This is a genomic window from Agromyces sp. NPDC058110, assembly GCF_042884735.1.
Taxonomy (GTDB): Bacteria; Actinomycetota; Actinomycetes; order Actinomycetales; family Microbacteriaceae; genus Agromyces.
The window spans coordinates 357398-375715 of sequence record NZ_JBHVTI010000006.1 but is presented as its reverse complement, the minus strand read 5'-3'; the positions used below and the strand labels follow the sequence as shown (position 1 = coordinate 375715).

Sequence of the window (18318 nt, the reverse complement as noted above, 5' to 3'; positions counted from 1 at the left end):
TTACTTCTTGTCGTCTTCGTCGTCGATGACCTCGGCGTCGACGACGTCCTCGTCGGAGTCGGCGGCCTGCGGCTCGCCGTCGGCCGAAGCGTCACCGGCCGCCGCGGCATCCTGTGCCTGCGACTGCGCGTAGATCGCCTCGCCGAGCTTGCCCTGCGACTGCGACAGCTTCTCGAAGGCCGACTTCACGGCCTCGTCGTCGTCGCCCGCGAGGGCCGACTTCAGCGAGTCGACGTCGCCCTGCACCTCGGACTTGACGTCGGCGGGGAGCTTGTCGTCGTTCTCCTTGATGAGCTTCTCGGTCGAGTAGGCGAGCTGCTCGGCGGAGTTGCGGGTCTCGGCGAACTCGCGGCGCTTCTTGTCTTCTGCGGCGTGCTCCTCGGCCTCGCGCACCATGCGCTCGATGTCGTCCTTCGGGAGGCTCGAGCCGCCCGAGATCGTCATCGACTGCTCCTTGCCGGTGCCCTTGTCCTTGGCGGACACGTGCACGATGCCGTTCGCGTCGATGTCGAAGGTGACCTCGACCTGCGGGATGCCGCGGGGGGCCGGGGCGATGCCGGTCAGCTCGAAGGTGCCGAGCGGCTTGTTGTCGCGCGTGAACTCGCGCTCGCCCTGGAAGACCTGGATCGCGACCGACGGCTGGTTGTCGTCGGCGGTCGTGAAGGTCTCGCTGCGCTTGGTCGGGATGGCCGTGTTGCGCTCGATGAGCTTGGTCATGATGCCGCCCTTGGTCTCGATGCCGAGGCTCAGGGGGGTGACGTCGATGAGCAGCACGTCCTTGCGCTCGCCCTTGAGGACACCGGCCTGGAGCGCGGCGCCGACGGCGACGACCTCATCGGGGTTGACGCCCTTGTTCGCGTCCTTGCCGGTCTCCTTCTTGACGAGCTCGGCGACCGCGGGCATGCGGGTCGAGCCGCCGACGAGCACGACGTGCGCGATGTCGGCGAGCTTGATGCCGGCCTCGCGGATGACGTCTTCGAAGGGCTTCTTCGTACGGTCGAGCAGGTCGCTGGTCATGTTCTCGAACTGCGCGCGCGTGAGGGTCTCGTCGAGGTTGGCCGGGCCGTTCTCGGTGAGCGAGAGGTAGGGGAGCTGGATCGACGTGCTCATCGAGGAGCTGAGCTCCTTCTTGGCCTGCTCGGCGGCCTCCTTGAGGCGCTGCTTGGCGATCTTGTCGTTCGAGACGTCGACGCCGGTCGACTCCTTGAAGCGCTTGATGAGCCACTCGACGATGCGCTCGTCCCAGTCGTCGCCGCCGAGGCGGTTGTCGCCGGCGGTCGCGCGCACCTGGATGGTCGAGAAGTCGTCGTCCTTGCCCACTTCGAGGAGCGAGACGTCGAAGGTGCCGCCACCGAGGTCGAAGACGAGGATGAGCTCGTCCTCCTTGCCCTTGTCGAGGCCGTAGGCCAGCGCGGCGGCGGTGGGCTCGTTGATGATGCGGAGCACGTTGAGGCCCGCGATCTCGCCGGCCTCCTTGGTGGCCTGGCGCTCGGCGTCGTTGAAGTACGCCGGAACCGTGATGACGGCGTCGGTCACGGTGTCGCCGAGGTACTGCTCGGCGTCGCGCTTGAGCTTCTGGAGGATGCGCGCCGAGATCTCCTGCGGCGTGTACTTCTTGCCGTCGATCTCGTCGGTCTTCCAGTCGGTGCCGACGTGGCGCTTGACCGACGCGATGGTGCGGTCGACGTTGGTGACGGCCTGGCGCTTCGCGGTCTCGCCGACGAGCACCTCGCCGTCCTTGGTGAAGGCCACCACCGACGGGGTGGTGCGGAAGCCTTCGGCGTTGGCGATGACGGTGGGCTCGCCGCCCTCGAGCACGGAGACGACCGAGTTGGTGGTTCCGAGGTCGATTCCTACTGCACGTGACATGTGTGTCTCCTCTTTCTGCCAGGGGTTCGCGTGCGGATGCCGCATGCACCCGCTGGCTGTCGATTCGGCCGTTCCGGCCCGCGATCGAAGTTCTTGCTGCGGAACTTGAGTCCCGATGACTCAAGCCTTGCAGGGCCGATTTGTCGTGTCAAGTCGGGTTCCGCAAAGTTGAGTACACCTGACTCAACTCACAGCCGGCGCTCAGTATTCCCGCCACTCGCCGGCACGACGACGGGCTGCGGGCGGCACGAACTAGCCTGCCCGTGTGGACCCACGCGACCAGGACGAAGCGCTCGTCGCCGCCCAGCTCGACCGGTACGACCGCGAGCTCCGGCGGTACCGCAAGCTGCGCAGCCGCATCGAGGCCGACTTCGCGAAGCGCCTCGAGGCCGCGGGCTACAAGTACTTCCACGTCTCGGCCCGCGTGAAGTCGCGCGAGTCCTTCGAACGCAAGGTGCGCCGCGCCCCCGATCGCGAGGTGCAGGACATCCTGGGCGTGCGCGTCGTCGCGAACTTCGAGGGCGACCTGCCCGGCATGGAGCAGATCGTACGCGAGGCGCTCATCGTCGACGACGACTCCTGGGTCGACAAGTCCGAGCTCCTGCCCATCGACGCGTTCGGGTACCGCTCGGTGCAGTTCGTCGGGCGCATCCCCGAGGCCGGCAACGAGACCGTCATGACCGGGTCCATCCGGGCGGTCGGCGGTTCGGGCACCGGCTCGAGTGGCGGCTCGGGCGCCGGAGGCGCGGCAAGCCCGGGCGCCGACGAGGCATCCGACGCCCCGCAGATCGAGGTGCAGCTGCGCACCGCGCTCTCCGACACCTGGTCGGAGCTCGAGCACGACTTCAGGTACAAGTCGGCCAGGCAGCTGCCCCGCGAGGTCGACCGGCTCTTCGCGCTCTCCGCGGCCCTCCTCGAGCAGGCCGACGACAACCTCGACCAGATCCGGCGCCAGGTCGACGACCGCGAGAGCGGTCCGACCCGGGGCGACGGCGGAGGCGAGCGCGGCTACATCGGCCGGTTCATCCAGTACGACGGCGACGCCAGAACGCTCGACCAGATCCTGACCGCCACGCTCGACCTGCCCTTCGGCGTCGTGACCGGGTCGGGCCGCGAGCTCCGGAGCGTCGTGCGGGCCGCCGGGTGGATGCAGTACGACGCGCTCGTCGACGGCTTCGCCGAGTACTCCGAGCTGGGGCGGCGGCTCGCCATCGCGTGCGCGAGCACCACGAACGACATCCTCCTCACCGACGCAGAGCCCCTGCGCCCGCCTCGCTCGTTCCGGGGCATCGGCGTCTACTGGACGGCGCTCGCGGCCGCCCTCGTCGCCGGCGCCGAGATCCGCGAGAGCCGCGTGCCCGACGGGCGGATCGCCGAGTACCGCACGGTCGCGACCTACCTCTACGAGCATCCCGATGTCTCGGCGCTCGACGTGCGCCGCCGCTACCAGGCCGTCGCCGCGCCGCCCGGATCGGCTGACGGGTCGTTCGCCGACCTCGGCGACCTCGGCTGACCGGACGGCTGCAGTCCCGCCGGGCTCCATGACGTGGGGTCAGCGCGTCACCGCGGCGATCACGTAGCGTGGAACCGATGACCGAGCCGCAGGTCCCGACGCGGCGCACCCTGCTGCGCCCGTCCGAGCCGCCCCCCGGGTGGGGCCGTTCCGCGACGGTCGGCCTGTCGATCGGCATCGCCGCCGTGCTCGCCCTGCTCGCCGTGCGGCTGTTCTCGCCCGTGTCCGCCGGCGATGCGCTCTCCGACGCCGCGCAGGACTTCATCACGCTCTCGGCCAGCGTGATCATCGAGAGCCTGCCGTTCGTCTTCCTCGGCATCGTGCTCTCGATCGCGGTGCAGCTGTGGCTGCCGGCCGACTTCCTGACCCGGCGGCTGCCGAGCAACGGGTTCCTCCGGCGGGCGATCATCTCGCTGCTCGGCATCCTGCTCCCGGTGTGCGAGTGCGGCAACGTGCCGCTGGCCCGCGGGCTGCTCCAGCGCGGCCTGACGGTCGGCGAGTCGATGACGTTCCTGCTCGCCGCGCCGATCCTGAATCCCGTCACGATCATCACCACCTACCAGGCCTTCGGCTGGGACGACGGCATCCTCTTCTGGCGCATCGTCGGCGGGTTCCTCATCGCGAACCTCGTGGGCTGGGTCTTCAGCCGTCACCCCGATCCGACCTCGATGCTCACGCCGACGTTCCAGGAACTCTGCCGACGCGAGCACGCCGACCACTCGTCGAAGGTGCACCGCGGAGCCCGGATGTTCATCGAGGAGACCTCGGCGATGCTTCCGGCCCTGTTCGTGGGCTCGGCCGTCGCCGGGCTCATCCAGGTCGCCGCCTCGCGCGACATCCTCATCACGCTGGGCCAGAACCCCGTGCTCAGCGTCTTCGCGCTCATGCTGCTCGCGTTCGTCGTGGCGCTCTGCTCGAACGTCGACGTGTTCTTCGTGCTCGCCTTCGGCTCGACGTTCATGCCGGGCGCGATCGTCGCGTTCCTCGTCTTCGGCCCGATGATCGACGTGAAGATGCTCGCGCTCATGCGCACGACCTTCACCACCCGCACGCTCGTGCAGCTCACGGCGATCGTCGCGCTCGCGAGCGCCGCGCTCGGGCTGGGGGTGAACCTTGCTGCATAGCCTCGTCGCCAGGTGGAAGGGCGTCGCACTCACGCTCGTGGCCGTCGTCGCGACGCTCTGGCTCGCGGCCACCGGGCAGCTCGGGCTCTACATCAACCCCGACTACGCGGCCTTCACCGTGACCATGACGGTCATCGGCGGTGCCATCGCGCTCGTGGCGCTGGCACTCGCCCCTGCGCACGACGAGCACGCACACGAGCACGGGCACGAGCACGAGCACGAGCACGAGCACGAGGACCGTCACGAGCTCGAGGGCGATCACGAGGGCGATGCAGCGGATGCCGCGGGCCGGCCGACGACGACCCGTCGCGTGTTCGGCACGGCGACCGGGCTCGTCGTGGTCGCCGTCGCCATCGTCGCGCTGCTCGTGTTCCAGCCGACGACGCTCACGGCGCGCACGGCCGTCGACCGCTCGGTCGAGGTCACCGCGGCCGAGCTCGCGAGCGAGGCCACGAGCCTCGCCGGAGCCGATCCGTCGACGTTCACGATCACCGACTGGGCGCTCATCGCCAACCAGTTCGACGACGCCTCGGAGTTCGCCGGCACGCCGCTCGAGCTGGAGGGCTTCGTGTCGCCGGTGGAGGGCGACCCCGACGACAGCTTCTACATCACGCGGTTCAAGATCACCCACTGCGCGATCGACGCCCGCCCGGTCGGCGTGCCCGTGCACCTGCCCGACTGGAGGGAGCGGTTCGCCGTCGACGACTGGGTCGTCGGAACGGGCGCGCTCGGCGCCGACCCGAGCGACGGCGACGGCCTCGCCCTGATCCCCGGCACGGTGGAACCGACGGCGCAGCCCGAGGAGCCGTATGTCTACTGACCGCAGCGGGCCCGCCGAACACACCGAGCTCGCCGAGCACGCAGATGCTGCCGAGCGCACAGATGCTGCCGAGCGCTCCGACGCCGCCAAGCGCTTCCGGCGCGGGCTCGCGACCACGATCGGAGTGCTCGCGGTCGCGACCGTCGCGCTCGGCGCGGCATCGCTCGCCCAGGGCCCGAAACTGGCCGACGCCGCGGTCGCCGTCGACCGGGTGACCCGCCTCGCCGACTCGCGACTGGTGCTCGAGCTCAACCAGCCCGTCGAGCGCGTCGACGGCGACGTGGTGGTCACCCCGGCAGAAGAGGCGGCCCTCGAGGTCGACGGCCGGAGGCTCATCCTCTCGTTCGAGCGCCCGCTGCCGTACGACGAGGAGATCGCGGTGAGCATCACCGGCGTCGTCGGTACCGCCCAGTCGGCCGCGTCGACGGTCGAGTACCGCTTCACGACACCCGACGAGCCTGTCTTCACCCTCCTGCGGCGGAGCCCCGACGGCCACGCCGACGTCGTCCGCCGATCGACGGTCGGCGATCCGACCCCCGAAGACGTGCTGGAGGCGCCGAGGCTGCGTTCCTTCGCGCACGCGGGGGACGTGATCGTCGCAGCCTCGATCGGCGACGACGACACCGACACCTTGCTCGTGACCGGCCTGGGCGACGAGACGCAGTCCCTCGCGCTGCCCGTGCCCGGGTGGGTGCAGTCGATCCGAGGATCGACGACCCAGCCGTTGATCGCGTTCACGGCGACGGCGCAGGACCCGGCCGACGCCGAGTGGGGTGACCGGAGCGTGCTCTACACGCTCGACGTGTCGGGTGCGGCCGCGACCCCCGAGGCGGTGCTCGGGCCGGACGGCACCCCGATGAACGTCGCCGACTGGACGTTCGTTCCCGGCACATCCTCGATGGCGGTGCTCGACCGATCGGGCGGCCTGTCGCTCGTCGACGCGCTCGGGCTGACACCCGCCCAACCGCTGGGTTCGCACGCGGAGCTCCGGGGCGTGCTCCCGGGAACCTCGGAGCTCGTGGTGGCGGACCCGGATCGCGGCACGCTCATCGACCTCTCGACGGGCGAGTCGAGCGACAACCTGCTGCCGGTCGCGGATCTCCCGGGCGAGGCGTACCCCTCCGGCGTCCAGCAGCTCGACGAGGACGGCACGCACCTGCTCGACGTCGTACTCTTCAGCACCGACCCCGATACCGGCGGGCATTCGATCGAGTCGTTGGTCGTGCGGGTCGATCAGGCGGGAACGGTCGTGCGGTACACGACGGGGCCCGACAGCCGCCTGCTGTCGTCGTGCGTCTCGCCGAACGGCCGGCTCGTCGCCGTGGAGACCGCGTCCGCCGGCGCCCCCGAAGACGACTATCGGAACGCCTCGTCGCCGACCGGACGGCTCACCACCGTCGTCGACATCGACTCCGGCGATGTCGTGCTCACGCAGAACGGCGGGTTCTCGGACTGGTGCTGACCGCACTCACGGGCAAAGGGGGGTCCAGCGCGGGTCGTTCACGTTCGTCCGGTCGGTGCGCAGCGTCCGGGCGGTCGGCGTCGAGGTCCACCCGCCCGCATCGACGGCGACGACCTGGAAGCTGCCCCGCCCGAACGCACCCTGCGCGCCTCCCGCGACCTGGTAGGTCACGGTCAACGCGCTCGCCGGGTTGCGGGCCGGGTCCGAGTAGAGGATCACGCTCGTCTCACCGGGGGGCAGCAGGGTGGACGCCAGGCGAGGTCGGTTGCCGTCATTCGCGGCCACGACCGCCACGACCGAGATCCGGTACTGCACCGCCGGCAGACCTGTTGCGGGCGGGGTCCAGCTCAGCCGCCAGCTGAACGCGTTGTTCACCGCGCACGTGAGCCCGGTCGGCGGGTTCACGACCCCCGCCTGAACGGTGCCACGGTCGAACTCCGGATCGGCCCAGGTCGCAGCCGTCGGCGCGGGCACGAGCAGGAGCAGAGACAGGCCGCCCACGAGGGCGAGCAACGCACGCCACCGGCGCAACGGGCGGGGCCCGGACCTCCCGGTCACCGGGCGGCCCTCCTGCGCCTGGCGCCGCCCGACCAGAGCACCAGGCCGAGCGCGACGGCGATCACGGCGCTGCCGACGAGGGGCAGCCCCTCCCATCCGCTTCCGGCGAGCCCGAGGGGCGAACCCGTCGGCGGGGTCGAACCACCGCCTGAGCCGCCCGTCGAGACCTCCTCGCCGAATCCTTCGGCCGAGAGGCGCACGTCGGCGGTCGCGCCGGGCGGGGCATCCGTGGCGAGCGTCACCGAGACGGCCACCCAGAGCTGGTCGCGGGCCGCCATTCGCCGCTCGAGCAGCCGACCGACCGGCGCCGGCCTCGTCTCGGGCAGCACGACCGCGCCGGTGCCGGAGCACGACAGCTCGTCGAAGCGGGTCGAGCACACGCGCACGTCGAACGCGAACCCGTCGGATGTCGCGGTGTCGGCGTCGAGTGCGACGTGCACCGACCCCGGCTCGTCGGTGAGCGCCCGGACGCCGACGATCCACCGCGCAGTGGATCCGGGAGCCATGCCCGCCATGCGTTCCGGGTCCGAGATGACCGTCAGCCGGATGACGCCGTCGCCCAGCTGCACCTCGCGCGGCGCCGCACCGGCCGGCGACGCCCCGCCGAAGGCGGTCATGGCCAGGCCGAGCAGCAGCACCGCGAACGCCGATCCGGTGGGCGCCGGTCGCTTCGCGGCCGCTTGGCTGCCTCCGCTCCCGACGACGACGGCCCCGCCCGTGCCGATCCCGTCGCCAGTGCCCTCGCCACTCCCGGCACCGCCCGCGCCGCCGCCGTGGCCGCCATCATCGTCGGCACCTCCGTCGCGCCCGCCGCGCCGCCGCTCGGCCTTCGGCCAGAAGGCCCACCCCACGAGCAGGGCGACGAACGCGACGCCCACCAGCAGCACGACCGGCTGCGCCAGCCACGCGAGCACGTAGGCGAGTCCGGGCACCGCGAACAGCACGAGCCGCACCCGGTCGACCGCGTACGGTGCGGGGTCGACGGCCTCGTTGGCGTCGCCGCGCAGCACGAGTTCGCGCGTCGCGCCGGCATCCGCCCCGGAGATCTGCACCACTCGGTGCGTGATCGGCAGCTCGCCGGGCCGGTCGACCGTGACCACGTCGCCGACGTGCACCTCGGAGGCCGGGATCTCGCGCACGATCGCCGCGGAGCCCGCCGGGATCGCGGGCGACATCGACCCCGTCTTGAACATGATCACCGAGATGCCGAACGCGAACGAGCACACGACGAGCACCGCGCAGATCGCTCCCAGTACGGCAGCGATCCAGAGCACGACGTCCCCGACGGACGTCGCGACCGATCGCACGCGGCTCATGGCACCTCGCTCAGCTCGTCGACTGGCCGGTGAACGTGAAGGTCAACGTCGAGCTCGTGCCCTGATAGGTGTTCCCCGCGTCGGCTGCGACGGACACCTCCACGCAGACCTGGGCGGGGGCTGCGCCGGCGGCCCCGACCGTGAAGGGCACGGCCGGGGCCGGCACCGTGGCGACGGGGATCGTCGCGGCCGCTCCGCCCGCGATGAACGCCGGCGCCCCACCGAACGACGTGGCATCGCAGACCGGGGCCCCGGTCGCGACGACCGCCCGGTAGGTCAGCACCGGCGTGAGACCGCCCGCGGTCGCGGTCGCCGCCTGCAACGTGACCGAACCTCCGACGGTCGAGGCCGGCGAGGTGCGCAGCCGCACCCATGCGTAGGACTTCGACCCGGCCGAGACAGCGGGCAACGAGAACACGAGCGCGGCCGGCGCGGCGGCGGTGCGGCTGGCGAAGTCGGCGTCGCCCTGCGCCATCGACTGGAGGTCGAACACGCTGGCCGTGATCGTGCCCGACGCGAACTCCTGGTCGGTCCAGGCCGCGAGCGTCATGCTCGCGCCGGCGCCGAGCACCAGCCCGCCCGCCAGCACGGCGAGCACGCGTCGTCGGATGGTCGTGCGATCCGCACGAGGTCGCTTCGGCACGTCGGCCTACTGCGACTCCGCCGCGAACTCCCACGTCGCCGTCGCCGACTGGTTCTGCGCCAGCGTGTCGAGCGCGGTGACCTCGAAGCAGAAGTAGGCCGGGTTCTCGGCCCCCGTGAGCGCGAACGTCGGATCGCTCGTCGGTGCGTCGAGCGCACGCGGCGTCAGCAGCACGGTGTCCGGCGGTGTCGAGATCGCGTCGCACCCGAAGGCGGCGGTCTGTACCACCCGGTACTGCAGGCCGCCGGCGACCCCCGTGACGGTCGGCGTCAGCAGCGACACGACGGCGTCGTAGTCGGTGTCGGCGTCGAGCTGCACGGCGAAGGGCGCCGTGACCACGTCTCCTGGCGCGAGGGCGTCGAACCCGAGCGAGAAGGTGAGCGGCGCGGCGGCGCCCGCGGTCTCGTGCTCCTCGAAGGTCGTGCCGTCGGTACTGCCCTCGAGGTTGAACGAGCCGGCCGTGAAGGTGCCGGTCGCGAACTCGGAGTCGTTCCACGCGGCCAGCGTGAGCGCCGTGCCGACGCCGAGCACGAGCCCACCGGCGAGGATCGCCAGGATCTTGCGCCGACGAGTCGACGGCGCGTTCGAAGAATCTTGCGACATGTGCCATTCCCCCAAATGGCCGACCCCCCGTCGGCCGTACGCGCGAGCCTAGCCGAGGATTCCTCGACCGGCGAGGGTCTTGACATGCGTCCGCGCCACGGGGAGGGCTCCGGCAGGGCCTGCCCTCGAGACGAAGCCGCCGACGATCGCGTCGGCGGATGTCGCACGCGACCGCGGACGCGGCATCCAGCTGATTGAATCGAAGGATGCCGCCTTCCGAACCGAGCCTCCGATGAACCCGCTCGAGTTCCTGGCCCTCATGGCCGGCGGCGTCGTCGCCGGATCGATCAACGCGGTCGTCGGATCGGGATCGCTCGTGACCTTCCCGCTGCTCATCGTGTTCGGCTACCCGCCGGTGCTCGCCAACGTCACGAACAACGTCGGCGTGCTTCCGGCCTCGCTCGCTGCCACGTTCGCCAACCGCCACGAGTTCGTCGGCGAGTGGCGCCGCCTCGGGTTCCTGCTCTGCTTCTCCGCCGTGGGCGGCGTGACCGGCGCGCTGCTCCTGCTCCGCCTGCCCAGCGAGGCGTTCGATGCGATCGTGCCGGCGCTCATCGTGCTCGCGCTGCTTCTCGTAGTGCTCGGGCCGTGGATCAAGCGTTGGACCACCCGGCTGCACGGCGAGGCGGGCCACCGCGACCACCCGGCGGCGACCGCGGCCGTCGCGGGCCTCACCGCGATCTACGGCGGGTACTTCGGCGCGGCGCAGGGCGTGCTGCTGCTCGCGCTGCTGTCGATCACCATGACGGGCGCGCTCTCGCGGGCCAACGCCTACAAGAACGCCATGGCCGCCGTCGCGAACCTCGCCGCGGCCTTCGTGTTCGTCGCCGCCACCGAGGTCGCCTGGCCGGCCGCGGCCGCGATCGCGATCGGCTCGTTCATCGGGGGTTCGCTCGGCGGACGCTACGGTCGCCGCATCCCGCAGACGGCCTACCGGGTCGTCATCGTGGTGGTCGGCCTCGCGGCGCTCGCGTACTTCCTGCTCACGTAGTGGCCGAGGTGCGGCCCCGCCCGCACGACGCGGTCAGCCGAGCATCGACCCCTCGGCCGACGAGTTCGGCGCGGGGTCGGGCAGGCGCCGCATCCGAAACCCGTTCAGGATGCCGAGCACGCCCGCGAGGATCGGCACGAGCAGCGCGACCTGCAGGGCGATGAAGCGGGAGTCCGAGTTGATGCGCAGCACCTCCTCCTGCACCTCGGGCGTCTCGTCGGCGAGGAGCTGCTCGAGGCCCGTGTTCGTCATGATCTCGGCGTCCTCCTCGAGCACCGTCGCGACCTGCTCCTGCTGCTCGGCGTTCAGCACCGTGCTCGCCGAGGCGCTCGCGATGAACGTGAACGCGAGCGTCGCAAGCATGATCGCACCTGCGAACGCGAGCCCGAACGACAGGCCGAACGAACCGGCGGCCGAGTTCACGCCAGCGGCCTCGCTGACCCGCTCGTCGGAGATCGGCGAGAGCGTGTAATTGTTCAGCTGCGAGACGAGCAGCCCGAGCCCGCAGCCCGCGATGACGAGCGGCACGGCGAGGTACCAGCCGCTGTCGGCGATCGGCACGATCGGCACGATCACGCCGACGCCGACCACGACCAGCACGAACCCCCAGAGGATGATGTTCGCCGGTCGCTGCGTGAGCCCGCGCCCGGCCATCAGGGCCACGACGAACATGCTGAGCGACAACGGGGCGATCGAGAGACCGGCCTGGAGCGCGTTGTACTCGAAGACCATCTGCAGGTAGATCGGCAGCACGATCATGGTGCCGCCGAGGGCGATCTGCTGCAGCAACTGGCCGCTCGCCCCCGTTCGGAACGGCTTCGAATCGAACAGCGTCGGGTCGAGCAGCGTCGGCTTGCCGCGCCGCTTGCGGCTGCGCAGCCAGAACACGAGCAGCCCGAGTGCGAGCACGCCGACGCCGATCAGGAGGCCGACGTAGCCGCCGCCCTCCTGCCAGACGAGGATTCCGGTCACGACGCCGCCCATGCCGACGATCGACAGCAGTGCGCCCACGAGGTCGATCGAACGCTCCCCGTGGTACGGCACGTCCTTCACGAGGCCGATGCCGATGAGCACGACGGCGATGATCACGGCCTCGAGCGCGAACCCGACCCGCCACGAGAGGAAGGTGGTGATGAACCCGCCGAGCAGCGGCCCGACGGCCGCCGCGATCGCCGCCGATGCCCCGACCAGGGCGTACACCCGCTTCTGGTGCGCGCCCTCGAAGTTGCCGTGGATGAGCGACTGCATCGCCGGCAGCAGCAGCGAGGCGCCGATGCCGCCGATGACCGCCCAGAACACGATGATCGCCGTGAGGTCGCGCGCGAAGACCATCGCGATCGCGCCCGTGGCGTACGCGAGCAGCCCCAGGATGTACGCGAGCTTGCGGCCGATGAGGTCGCCGGTCTTGCCGCCGATGAGGATGAACGCGGCCGACACGAGCGCCTCGAGGGCGATCGCGCCCTGCACGCCGCTCACCGTGGTGTCGAGGTCATGGACGACCGCGGAGATCGACACGTTCATGAGCGACGTGTCGACGACGAGCACGAACATCGCCATCGCGAGGAGCAGTGCGAGGCGGAAGTTGAACGGCGCCGTCGCACCCGGTCCCCCACTCATATCCGCATGCAACCACACCGGCCGACCCGAGAGGAAGAGGATCGCTCAGGTTCTTCCGCGTGTCGGATGCTGGACAGCCGACGCCGCAGCGCGTATCGTTTCGCGAGCCGCATTCCGCGGCATCCGTGTGAACCGGAGGGGAGTGAGAACGATGAACACCGTCATTGTCGCGCGCATCGCAGACCCCCTTCCTTGCGAGGCCTCCAGCCTGTAGCCGTCTCGGCCGGGCGCACCGGTGGCCTCCCTCTCATTCGGAGAACACCGTGACCTTCCTCTCGTCTCTCGACGACACCGCCGCACCTTCGAACGCGGCACTCGCAGCATCCACCACCACCCTCGCCTTCCAGACCACGGAACCAGGCGACGGCCAGCGCTGGTCCACCTGGCCGGCGACCACCCCCAGCGAGCGCGGCCCCATGCCGCGGCCCGACTGGCTCGTCACCTCCGCTGCCGCGATCGACACCGAGCTCGGCGTCGTGAAGACCGGCAAGGAGGGCGACGTGTTCCTCATCGAACGCGCGGTCCCCGACACCGCCGACGTGCCGGGAAACCGCGTCGTGCTCGCGGCCAAGCGCTACCGCTCCAGCGAGCACTCCGACTTCCACCGCTCGACCATCTACACCGAGGGCCGCGGGCTGCGGCGCACGCGAGACGTGCGAGCCGTCGCGCGCGGCACCTCGTTCGGCCGCGCCGTCGCGCGCGTGCAGTGGGCGAACGCCGAGTTCGAGGCCCTCTGCCGGCTCACCGAGCTCGGTGCGGCCGTGCCGTACCCGGTGCAGGTGAGCGAGACCGAGGTGCTCATGGAGTTCATCGGCGACGGTCGCGTCGCGGCACCACGGCTCGCGCAGGTGCGCGCGACGCCCGACGAACTGCGCGAGCTGTTCCACCAGGTCGTCGAGTTCATGCACGTGCTCGCGTCGAACGGCCTGGCCCACGGCGACCTCTCGCCCTACAACCTGCTCGTGCACCACGGCCGCGTGGTCGCGATCGACCTGCCGCAGGTGGTCGACCTCGTCTCGAACCCGCAGGGGCTCGACCTGCTGCACCGGGACTGCGTGAACGTGTGCGACTGGTTCACGAGGCAGCGTCTCGAGTGCGACCCCGAGCAGCTCTTCGGGGAGCTGGTCGCGGTGATCTGGTGACGGATGCCGCGGTGCGGCCTCGCTGCGGGGCCGCACCGCCGGGCATGCCGCCTCAGGGCGCACCCCGAGGCGCGAGGCCGAGCGGGCCGCTACGATCGCGCGCATGACTCCCAGACGGCACCGACTCGCGCTCCTCGCCACGCTCGCCCTGGCCGGCTCGCTGCTCACCGCATGCACCGCCTCGCCGGCCGCGGATCCGACGGCAGCCCCTTCGGCGACCGCTCCCGCGGCCGCCTCGCCGTCGGCCGAGGCCGAGCCCGCGCCCGAGACGACGCCCGAAGCGGCCGCCGCCGCGACGTGCGAGACCGTGCTCACACCCGAGGCGACGGCCGAGATCGCCGCCGACGGCCTCACCCCGGTCGAGACGACCGAGACGTTCTACCCGTTCGCCGACGACCTGGTCGAAGCGGGAGCGCTGCTCTGCCGGTGGGGCAAGCCGTCGAGCGACGTCGGCATGCTGGTCGTGCAGCTGTCGGGCGTGGCGGCGACGGACTGGGCCGACGAGCTCGCCGCCGCCGGCTACGTGCAGACCGACGATCCGGTCGCCGGCGCCCACACGGGCCCGATCGACGGCGGCACCGGCCTGCCGTCGGTGGTGGTGGTCGAAGCCGACCGGCTCACCTTCGTGAGCGCACCGGACTTCGTCGACGACCTCGCCTGAGCTCCGGCGCCACGCGTCACCGGGCGCGGCGCCTCGAGATGATCGCGGATGCGGCGAGCATCAGCCCGGCGGCCCCCAGCAGGCCCGCCCCGATGCTCGTCGCGGCGGCGGCATCGACGCCGCTCTCGGCGAGGCAGGTCTCCGAGCCGGGCGGGCACGGCCCGGGCGACGGCTGCCCGGTCGCGGGCGTCGTCGGCGTCGGGGTCGGCGCGGGCGTGGGGGTCGGCGTCGGTGTCGGCGTCGGTGTCGGCGTCACCGTGAGCAGCATCGGGTCGCCGTACACGGGGTCGAACAGGGCGCTCGTCGCGACGAGGCGCACGAGCAGGCCCGAGTTCGCGACCGTGCCGTCGACGGTCAACGACTCGCCGGAGGCATCCGGCACGTCGGTCCAGGTCGTGCCGCCGTCGGTGCTCTGCTGCCAGCGGATCTGCTGCCAGAAGTCGTCGGCGACGGCCGTGAACGTCGCCGCCGTGCCCTCGTCGACCGTGAGGTCGCCCCCGCCCGTGATGGTCGGCTTCGTGAAGACCAGCAGTTCGTCGGTGCCGCCGCTCGTGGCGTAGACGCGGTCGGCGTCGGTACCACTGGCGCTGAATGCGTCGACCGACTCGACGTTGGCTCCGATGTCGACCCTCGCGCCGACGGGCTGACCGGTCGCGTAGTCGATCGCGATGATGCCGCCCGTGAGGCACGCGACGTAGACGCGATCGCCGTTCGGCGTCGCGTCGAGCAGCCGAGGGCCGCAGGCGACGGGGTCGGTCGCGACCGGGTCGGCCGAACCAGGGGTGAAGGCGGAGATCGAGGTCGGTGTGCCCGAGTTCGAGCTCAGCGCACGGTCGACGTCCTCGACGTAGGCCGTGTCCCACGGGAAGTCGCCCGTGGGCGTGAGGGTGCCGAGCGAGAGCGAGCCGTCGCCGGCCACGTCGACCGCCTGGACGCCGCCTGCGGGGGCGGCCGCGAACGAGGTGAAGTACGCCTGGGTGCCGTCGGTGCGCACCGAGACCCCTCGCGACCCGTTGGGCACGTTGAGCGTGCGAGGGGCAGCCGAGGGGTCGGCGGTCGTGTACTGATACTGCGGATTGTTGAGGGTCGCCGCGTAGATGAAGGTGCTCGACGGGTCGGCCTCGAGGTCTACGAAGCCTCCCCCGGCCGTGATCACCGTGGGCGCGGGCGTGCCGCCGGCCACGAGGTCCGCGAGCGGGTAGACGAGGATCTGCCCCGGGTTGTAGAACGCGACCCACACCTGGGTGCCGTCTGGCGAGACCTGCACCGAGGTGGGGTTGAAGTCCGTGCCGGGTCCGAAGGTCACGGCACCGAGCTGGGCGAACGAGGTCGTGTCGTAGACCCGCAGGTCGGCGACTCCGCCGTCGCCGCGCGAGATCACGAAGACGTTCGCGCCGTCGGGCGTGGCGTCGACGTCGATCGGGTAGCGACCGGAGGGCACCGCCTCGTACGTCATCTCGGGGTCGGCCGCGGCGGGCGCCACTGAGACGAGCCCGATCGAGGCCGTTGCGAGCAGGCCCAGCGCCGCCAGGGCGGCGGCGATGCCGAGGCGGCCCCTCGGGCGCCGCCCCGCTCCACGGTCTCGGTCGATGTCGAGCATCAGTCGAGTCTTACAGGGACCCGGCGGCGGCACCACCCCTCCGGTCGGCCTCGGAGTAGTGTTCGTGCAGATCACCGACGATCGAACGCTCACCCCGAGCGCGCGGCACCGGTCGACGGGGCGCCGCGCCGCGGCATCCGTCACCGGCCGTTCACCCGACCGAACGAGGCTTGAGTCATGACGCTTCCCCCCGAGCCCCCCGCCGACGCACCCCGCAACTTCCCGCCGGCGCACCTGACCCCCGCCGACGGCGCGGCGGCGACGATCGGCGTGACGACCGAACAGGTCGAGGCGGTGACCGACGCCGGGGCTCGCAAGGGCCGCATCCTCGCGTGGGGGCTCTGGGACTGGGGCTCGGCCGCCTTCAACGCGGTCGTCACCACGTTCGTCTTCACGGTCTACCTGACGAGCGAGTCGTTCGGGCCGAGCGGAACGGTCGAGGCGCAGCTCGGCTGGGCGCTCGCGATCGCGGGCCTGCTCATCGCGGTGCTCGCGCCGATCACGGGCCAGCGCTCCGACACGAGCGGGCGTCGCAAGCTCTGGCTCGCCGTGAACACCTACATCGTCGTCGCCCTCACCCTCGCGATGTTCTTCGTGCTGCCCGCGCCCGAGTACCTCCTGCTCGGGCTCTTCCTCGTGGCCGCAGGCAACGTGTTCTTCGAGTTCGCCGGCGTGAACTACAACGCCATGCTGGTGCAGGTCTCGACGCCGCGATCGATCGGCAAGGTCTCGGGCTTCGGCTGGGGCATGGGCTACGTGGGCGGTATCGTGCTGCTGCTCGTCGTGTACTTCGGCTTCATCCAGCCCGAAGTCGGACTCTTCGGCGTGACCGGCGACGACGGACTCGACGTGCGCGTGACCATGCTGGTCTCCGCGGTCTGGTTCGGACTGTTCGCGCTGCCGGTGCTGTTCGCGGTGCCCGAGTACCGCAACCCCGCCGCGGTCGACCGCGGCAAGGTCGGGTTCTTCGCCTCGTACGCCCGGCTCGGGCGCGACGTGAAGCGGCTCTGGAAGGAGCAGCGAAACACCGTCTGGTTCCTGCTGGCGAGCGCGGTGTTCCGCGACGGCCTGGCGGGCGTGTTCACGTTCGGCGGCGTGCTCGCGGCCTCGGTGTTCGGGTTCTCGCCCGGCGAGGTCATCATCTTCGCGATCGCCGCGAACGTCGTGGCCGGCGTCTCGACCATCGCGGTCGGCGCGCTCGACGACCGGCTGGGCGCGAAGCCCGTCATCATGACGGCGCTCATCGGGCTCGTGGTGAGCGGCCTGCTGATCTTCGTGCTGCACGACGGCGGCCAGATCGTGTTCTGGACCGCGGGCCTCGCACTCTGCCTCTTCGTCGGGCCCGCGCAGTCGGCGAGCCGCACGTTCCTCGCGCGGCTGATCCCGGCCGGGCGCGAGGGCGAGGTGTTCGGCCTCTACGCGACGACCGGTCGCGCCGTGAGCTTCCTCGCGCCGACCGCGTTCGCGCTGTTCGTCACGATCGGCGGCGAGCCGTACTTCGGCATCCTCGGCATCGTGCTCGTGATCGCGCTCGGGCTTGCGCTGCTCATCCCGGTGAAGGCGGCGCCCGTGCGGCGCTAGGGTGCGGCGGCGCGGGTGTGCGACGCTCCGGCTACTCGGCCTGCACCGCCTGCGCCGCCTCGGCCCGCAGCCGCTCGACGATCTCGTCGACCGTGCGACCCACGACACGCGGCATGTCGATCGCGTCGGGGTCGAGCAGCCACTGCACCTGCAGGCCGTCCATGATCGCGATGAGCGACGACGCCGAGTCTCGCAGTTCCTGCTCGTCGGTGTTGCCCGAGACCTCGCCGAGCACGCCGGCGATCTTGGTGCGCAGCCCCTCGGTGCGGCCCTGGAAGTAGTCGTGGGCCGGATGCCCGTCGGTCACCGACTCGCCCGAGAGCACCGAGTAGGCCTGCACGACGCCGCGGCGGTGCGTGTTCTCCTCGACGGTGTCGACGAGGTGCTGCAGGAACGCCGGTCCCTCGACCTGCGCGCGCTCGGGGATACCGGCGACCTCCTCGCCGTCGCGGTACTTGAGCATCGCGACGAGCAGGCCCTCCTTCGACCCGAAGTGGTGCAGCACGCCCGCATGCGTCATGCCGGCCTGCTCGGCCACCTCGACGAGGGCGCCCTTGTTGTAGCCGCGTGCGCCGAACACGTTCATGGCGGCCTTCAGCACCGCCTCGCGGCGCTCGGTCGTGCGCGCCTGAGGGCGCTGCACGCGCTCGGCCGCGGGCTTCGGGGCCCCGGCTCGCGTTGTCTCCACCACGGGTGTTTCCTTCCTCGTGCGGCGCCGGCTCACGGCATCCGCTCCTGTGCAGGATGCCGCCTGACGCGCCGCATGTCGAGTGCAGCACTCGATTCTCGGGTCTGTTCGACGCCACCGTCCGGCGTTA

General features: G+C 71.3%; 16 protein-coding genes. 8 read left to right on the top strand and 8 right to left on the bottom strand.

Going from position 1 to position 18318, the window contains the following annotated elements; genetic code table 11:
* Window positions 1-1869, bottom strand: coding sequence for a molecular chaperone DnaK (dnaK, locus tag ACFVS8_RS16790; RefSeq protein ID WP_387064764.1), 1869 nt, complete (start codon window positions 1867-1869; stop codon window positions 1-3).
* Between the two features lie 265 nt (window positions 1870-2134).
* Here dnaK and ACFVS8_RS16785 point away from each other — a divergent pair, with 265 nt between their 5' ends.
* From ACFVS8_RS16785 to ACFVS8_RS16770, 4 genes are all read left to right on the top strand, one after another.
* Window positions 2135-3382: a GTP pyrophosphokinase family protein gene (locus ACFVS8_RS16785; RefSeq protein ID WP_387064761.1), complete on the top strand. Its 1248-nt coding sequence runs from the start codon at window positions 2135-2137 to the stop codon at window positions 3380-3382.
* A gap of 77 nt (window positions 3383-3459) precedes the next feature.
* Entirely contained in the window at window positions 3460-4506 is a 1047-nt protein-coding gene (locus ACFVS8_RS16780; RefSeq protein ID WP_387064758.1) for a permease, read from the top strand.
* Entirely contained in the window at window positions 4496-5326 is an 831-nt protein-coding gene (locus ACFVS8_RS16775) for a TIGR03943 family putative permease subunit (protein ID WP_387064755.1), read from the top strand. The genes ACFVS8_RS16780 and ACFVS8_RS16775 overlap by 11 nt, the downstream gene beginning before the upstream one ends.
* Entirely contained in the window at window positions 5316-6788 is a 1473-nt protein-coding gene (locus tag ACFVS8_RS16770) for a hypothetical protein (RefSeq protein WP_387064752.1), read from the top strand. The genes ACFVS8_RS16775 and ACFVS8_RS16770 overlap by 11 nt, the downstream gene beginning before the upstream one ends.
* A 6-nt stretch (window positions 6789-6794) precedes the next feature.
* Here the strand turns inward: ACFVS8_RS16770 and ACFVS8_RS16765 are convergent, their stop codons facing one another.
* The 4 genes from ACFVS8_RS16765 to ACFVS8_RS16750 are packed head-to-tail and all read right to left on the bottom strand — an operon-like array spanning window position 6795 to window position 9908.
* Window positions 6795-7346, bottom strand: coding sequence for a hypothetical protein (locus ACFVS8_RS16765; protein WP_387064750.1), 552 nt, complete (start codon window positions 7344-7346; stop codon window positions 6795-6797).
* On the bottom strand, window positions 7343-8662 hold the full coding sequence (locus ACFVS8_RS16760; RefSeq protein WP_387064747.1) for a signal peptidase I: 1320 nt from the start codon (window positions 8660-8662) through the stop codon (window positions 7343-7345). Before ACFVS8_RS16760 ends, ACFVS8_RS16765 begins: the two co-directional genes overlap by 4 nt.
* Before the next feature lie 10 nt (window positions 8663-8672).
* The gene (locus ACFVS8_RS16755; protein WP_387064744.1) at window positions 8673-9305 is read right to left on the bottom strand and encodes a SipW-dependent-type signal peptide-containing protein; all 633 of its coding nucleotides are present in this window, start codon (window positions 9303-9305) and stop codon (window positions 8673-8675) included.
* 6 nt (window positions 9306-9311) lie between these two features.
* Complete coding sequence (locus ACFVS8_RS16750; RefSeq protein ID WP_387064741.1) at window positions 9312-9908, bottom strand: SipW-dependent-type signal peptide-containing protein; 597 nt, start codon at window positions 9906-9908, stop codon at window positions 9312-9314.
* 232 nt (window positions 9909-10140) lie between these two features.
* On the opposite strand from ACFVS8_RS16750, the gene ACFVS8_RS16745 reads away from it, so the two are divergent.
* Window positions 10141-10899: a sulfite exporter TauE/SafE family protein gene (locus tag ACFVS8_RS16745; protein ID WP_387064739.1), complete on the top strand. Its 759-nt coding sequence runs from the start codon at window positions 10141-10143 to the stop codon at window positions 10897-10899.
* A 33-nt stretch (window positions 10900-10932) separates the two neighbouring features.
* Here the strand turns inward: ACFVS8_RS16745 and ACFVS8_RS16740 are convergent, their stop codons facing one another.
* Complete coding sequence (locus tag ACFVS8_RS16740; protein WP_387064737.1) at window positions 10933-12516, bottom strand: MFS transporter; 1584 nt, start codon at window positions 12514-12516, stop codon at window positions 10933-10935.
* Between the two features lie 263 nt (window positions 12517-12779).
* Here ACFVS8_RS16740 and ACFVS8_RS16735 point away from each other — a divergent pair, with 263 nt between their 5' ends.
* Together ACFVS8_RS16735 and ACFVS8_RS16730 are read left to right on the top strand one after the other, a co-directional pair.
* Window positions 12780-13658, top strand: coding sequence for a serine protein kinase RIO (locus ACFVS8_RS16735; RefSeq protein WP_387064735.1), 879 nt, complete (start codon window positions 12780-12782; stop codon window positions 13656-13658).
* Between the two features lie 103 nt (window positions 13659-13761).
* Window positions 13762-14319: a hypothetical protein gene (locus ACFVS8_RS16730; protein WP_387064733.1), complete on the top strand. Its 558-nt coding sequence runs from the start codon at window positions 13762-13764 to the stop codon at window positions 14317-14319.
* A gap of 16 nt (window positions 14320-14335) precedes the next feature.
* Here the strand turns inward: ACFVS8_RS16730 and ACFVS8_RS16725 are convergent, their stop codons facing one another.
* On the bottom strand, window positions 14336-15919 hold the full coding sequence (locus ACFVS8_RS16725) for a hypothetical protein (RefSeq protein WP_387064730.1): 1584 nt from the start codon (window positions 15917-15919) through the stop codon (window positions 14336-14338).
* A gap of 177 nt (window positions 15920-16096) precedes the next feature.
* Here ACFVS8_RS16725 and ACFVS8_RS16720 point away from each other — a divergent pair, with 177 nt between their 5' ends.
* The gene (locus ACFVS8_RS16720) at window positions 16097-17500 is read left to right on the top strand and encodes an MFS transporter (RefSeq protein ID WP_387064728.1); all 1404 of its coding nucleotides are present in this window, start codon (window positions 16097-16099) and stop codon (window positions 17498-17500) included.
* 31 nt (window positions 17501-17531) lie between these two features.
* On the opposite strand, the gene ACFVS8_RS16715 is transcribed toward ACFVS8_RS16720, so the two are convergent.
* Window positions 17532-18191, bottom strand: a complete 660-nt coding sequence (locus tag ACFVS8_RS16715; protein ID WP_387064725.1) for a TetR/AcrR family transcriptional regulator — start codon at window positions 18189-18191, stop codon at window positions 17532-17534.
* Between the last annotated feature and the right edge of the window lie 127 nt (window positions 18192-18318).

Bases quoted from the DNA above. Each gene is read 5' to 3' on its own strand.
- ACFVS8_RS16740 (WP_387064737.1), bottom strand. From the start codon at position 12,516: ATGAGTGGGGGACCGGGTGCGACGGCGCCGTTCAACTTCCGCCTCGCA.
- ACFVS8_RS16760 (WP_387064747.1), bottom strand. From the start codon at position 8,662: ATGAGCCGCGTGCGATCGGTCGCGACGTCCGTCGGGGACGTCGTGCTC.
- ACFVS8_RS16780 (WP_387064758.1), top strand. From the start codon at position 3,460: ATGACCGAGCCGCAGGTCCCGACGCGGCGCACCCTGCTGCGCCCGTCC.
- ACFVS8_RS16720 (WP_387064728.1), top strand. From the start codon at position 16,097: ATGACGCTTCCCCCCGAGCCCCCCGCCGACGCACCCCGCAACTTCCCG.
- ACFVS8_RS16730 (WP_387064733.1), top strand. From the start codon at position 13,762: ATGACTCCCAGACGGCACCGACTCGCGCTCCTCGCCACGCTCGCCCTG.
- ACFVS8_RS16725 (WP_387064730.1), bottom strand. From the start codon at position 15,919: ATGCTCGACATCGACCGAGACCGTGGAGCGGGGCGGCGCCCGAGGGGC.
- ACFVS8_RS16750 (WP_387064741.1), bottom strand. From the start codon at position 9,908: ATGTCGCAAGATTCTTCGAACGCGCCGTCGACTCGTCGGCGCAAGATC.
- ACFVS8_RS16770 (WP_387064752.1), top strand. From the start codon at position 5,316: ATGTCTACTGACCGCAGCGGGCCCGCCGAACACACCGAGCTCGCCGAG.
- dnaK (WP_387064764.1), bottom strand. From the start codon at position 1,869: ATGTCACGTGCAGTAGGAATCGACCTCGGAACCACCAACTCGGTCGTC.
- ACFVS8_RS16745 (WP_387064739.1), top strand. From the start codon at position 10,141: ATGAACCCGCTCGAGTTCCTGGCCCTCATGGCCGGCGGCGTCGTCGCC.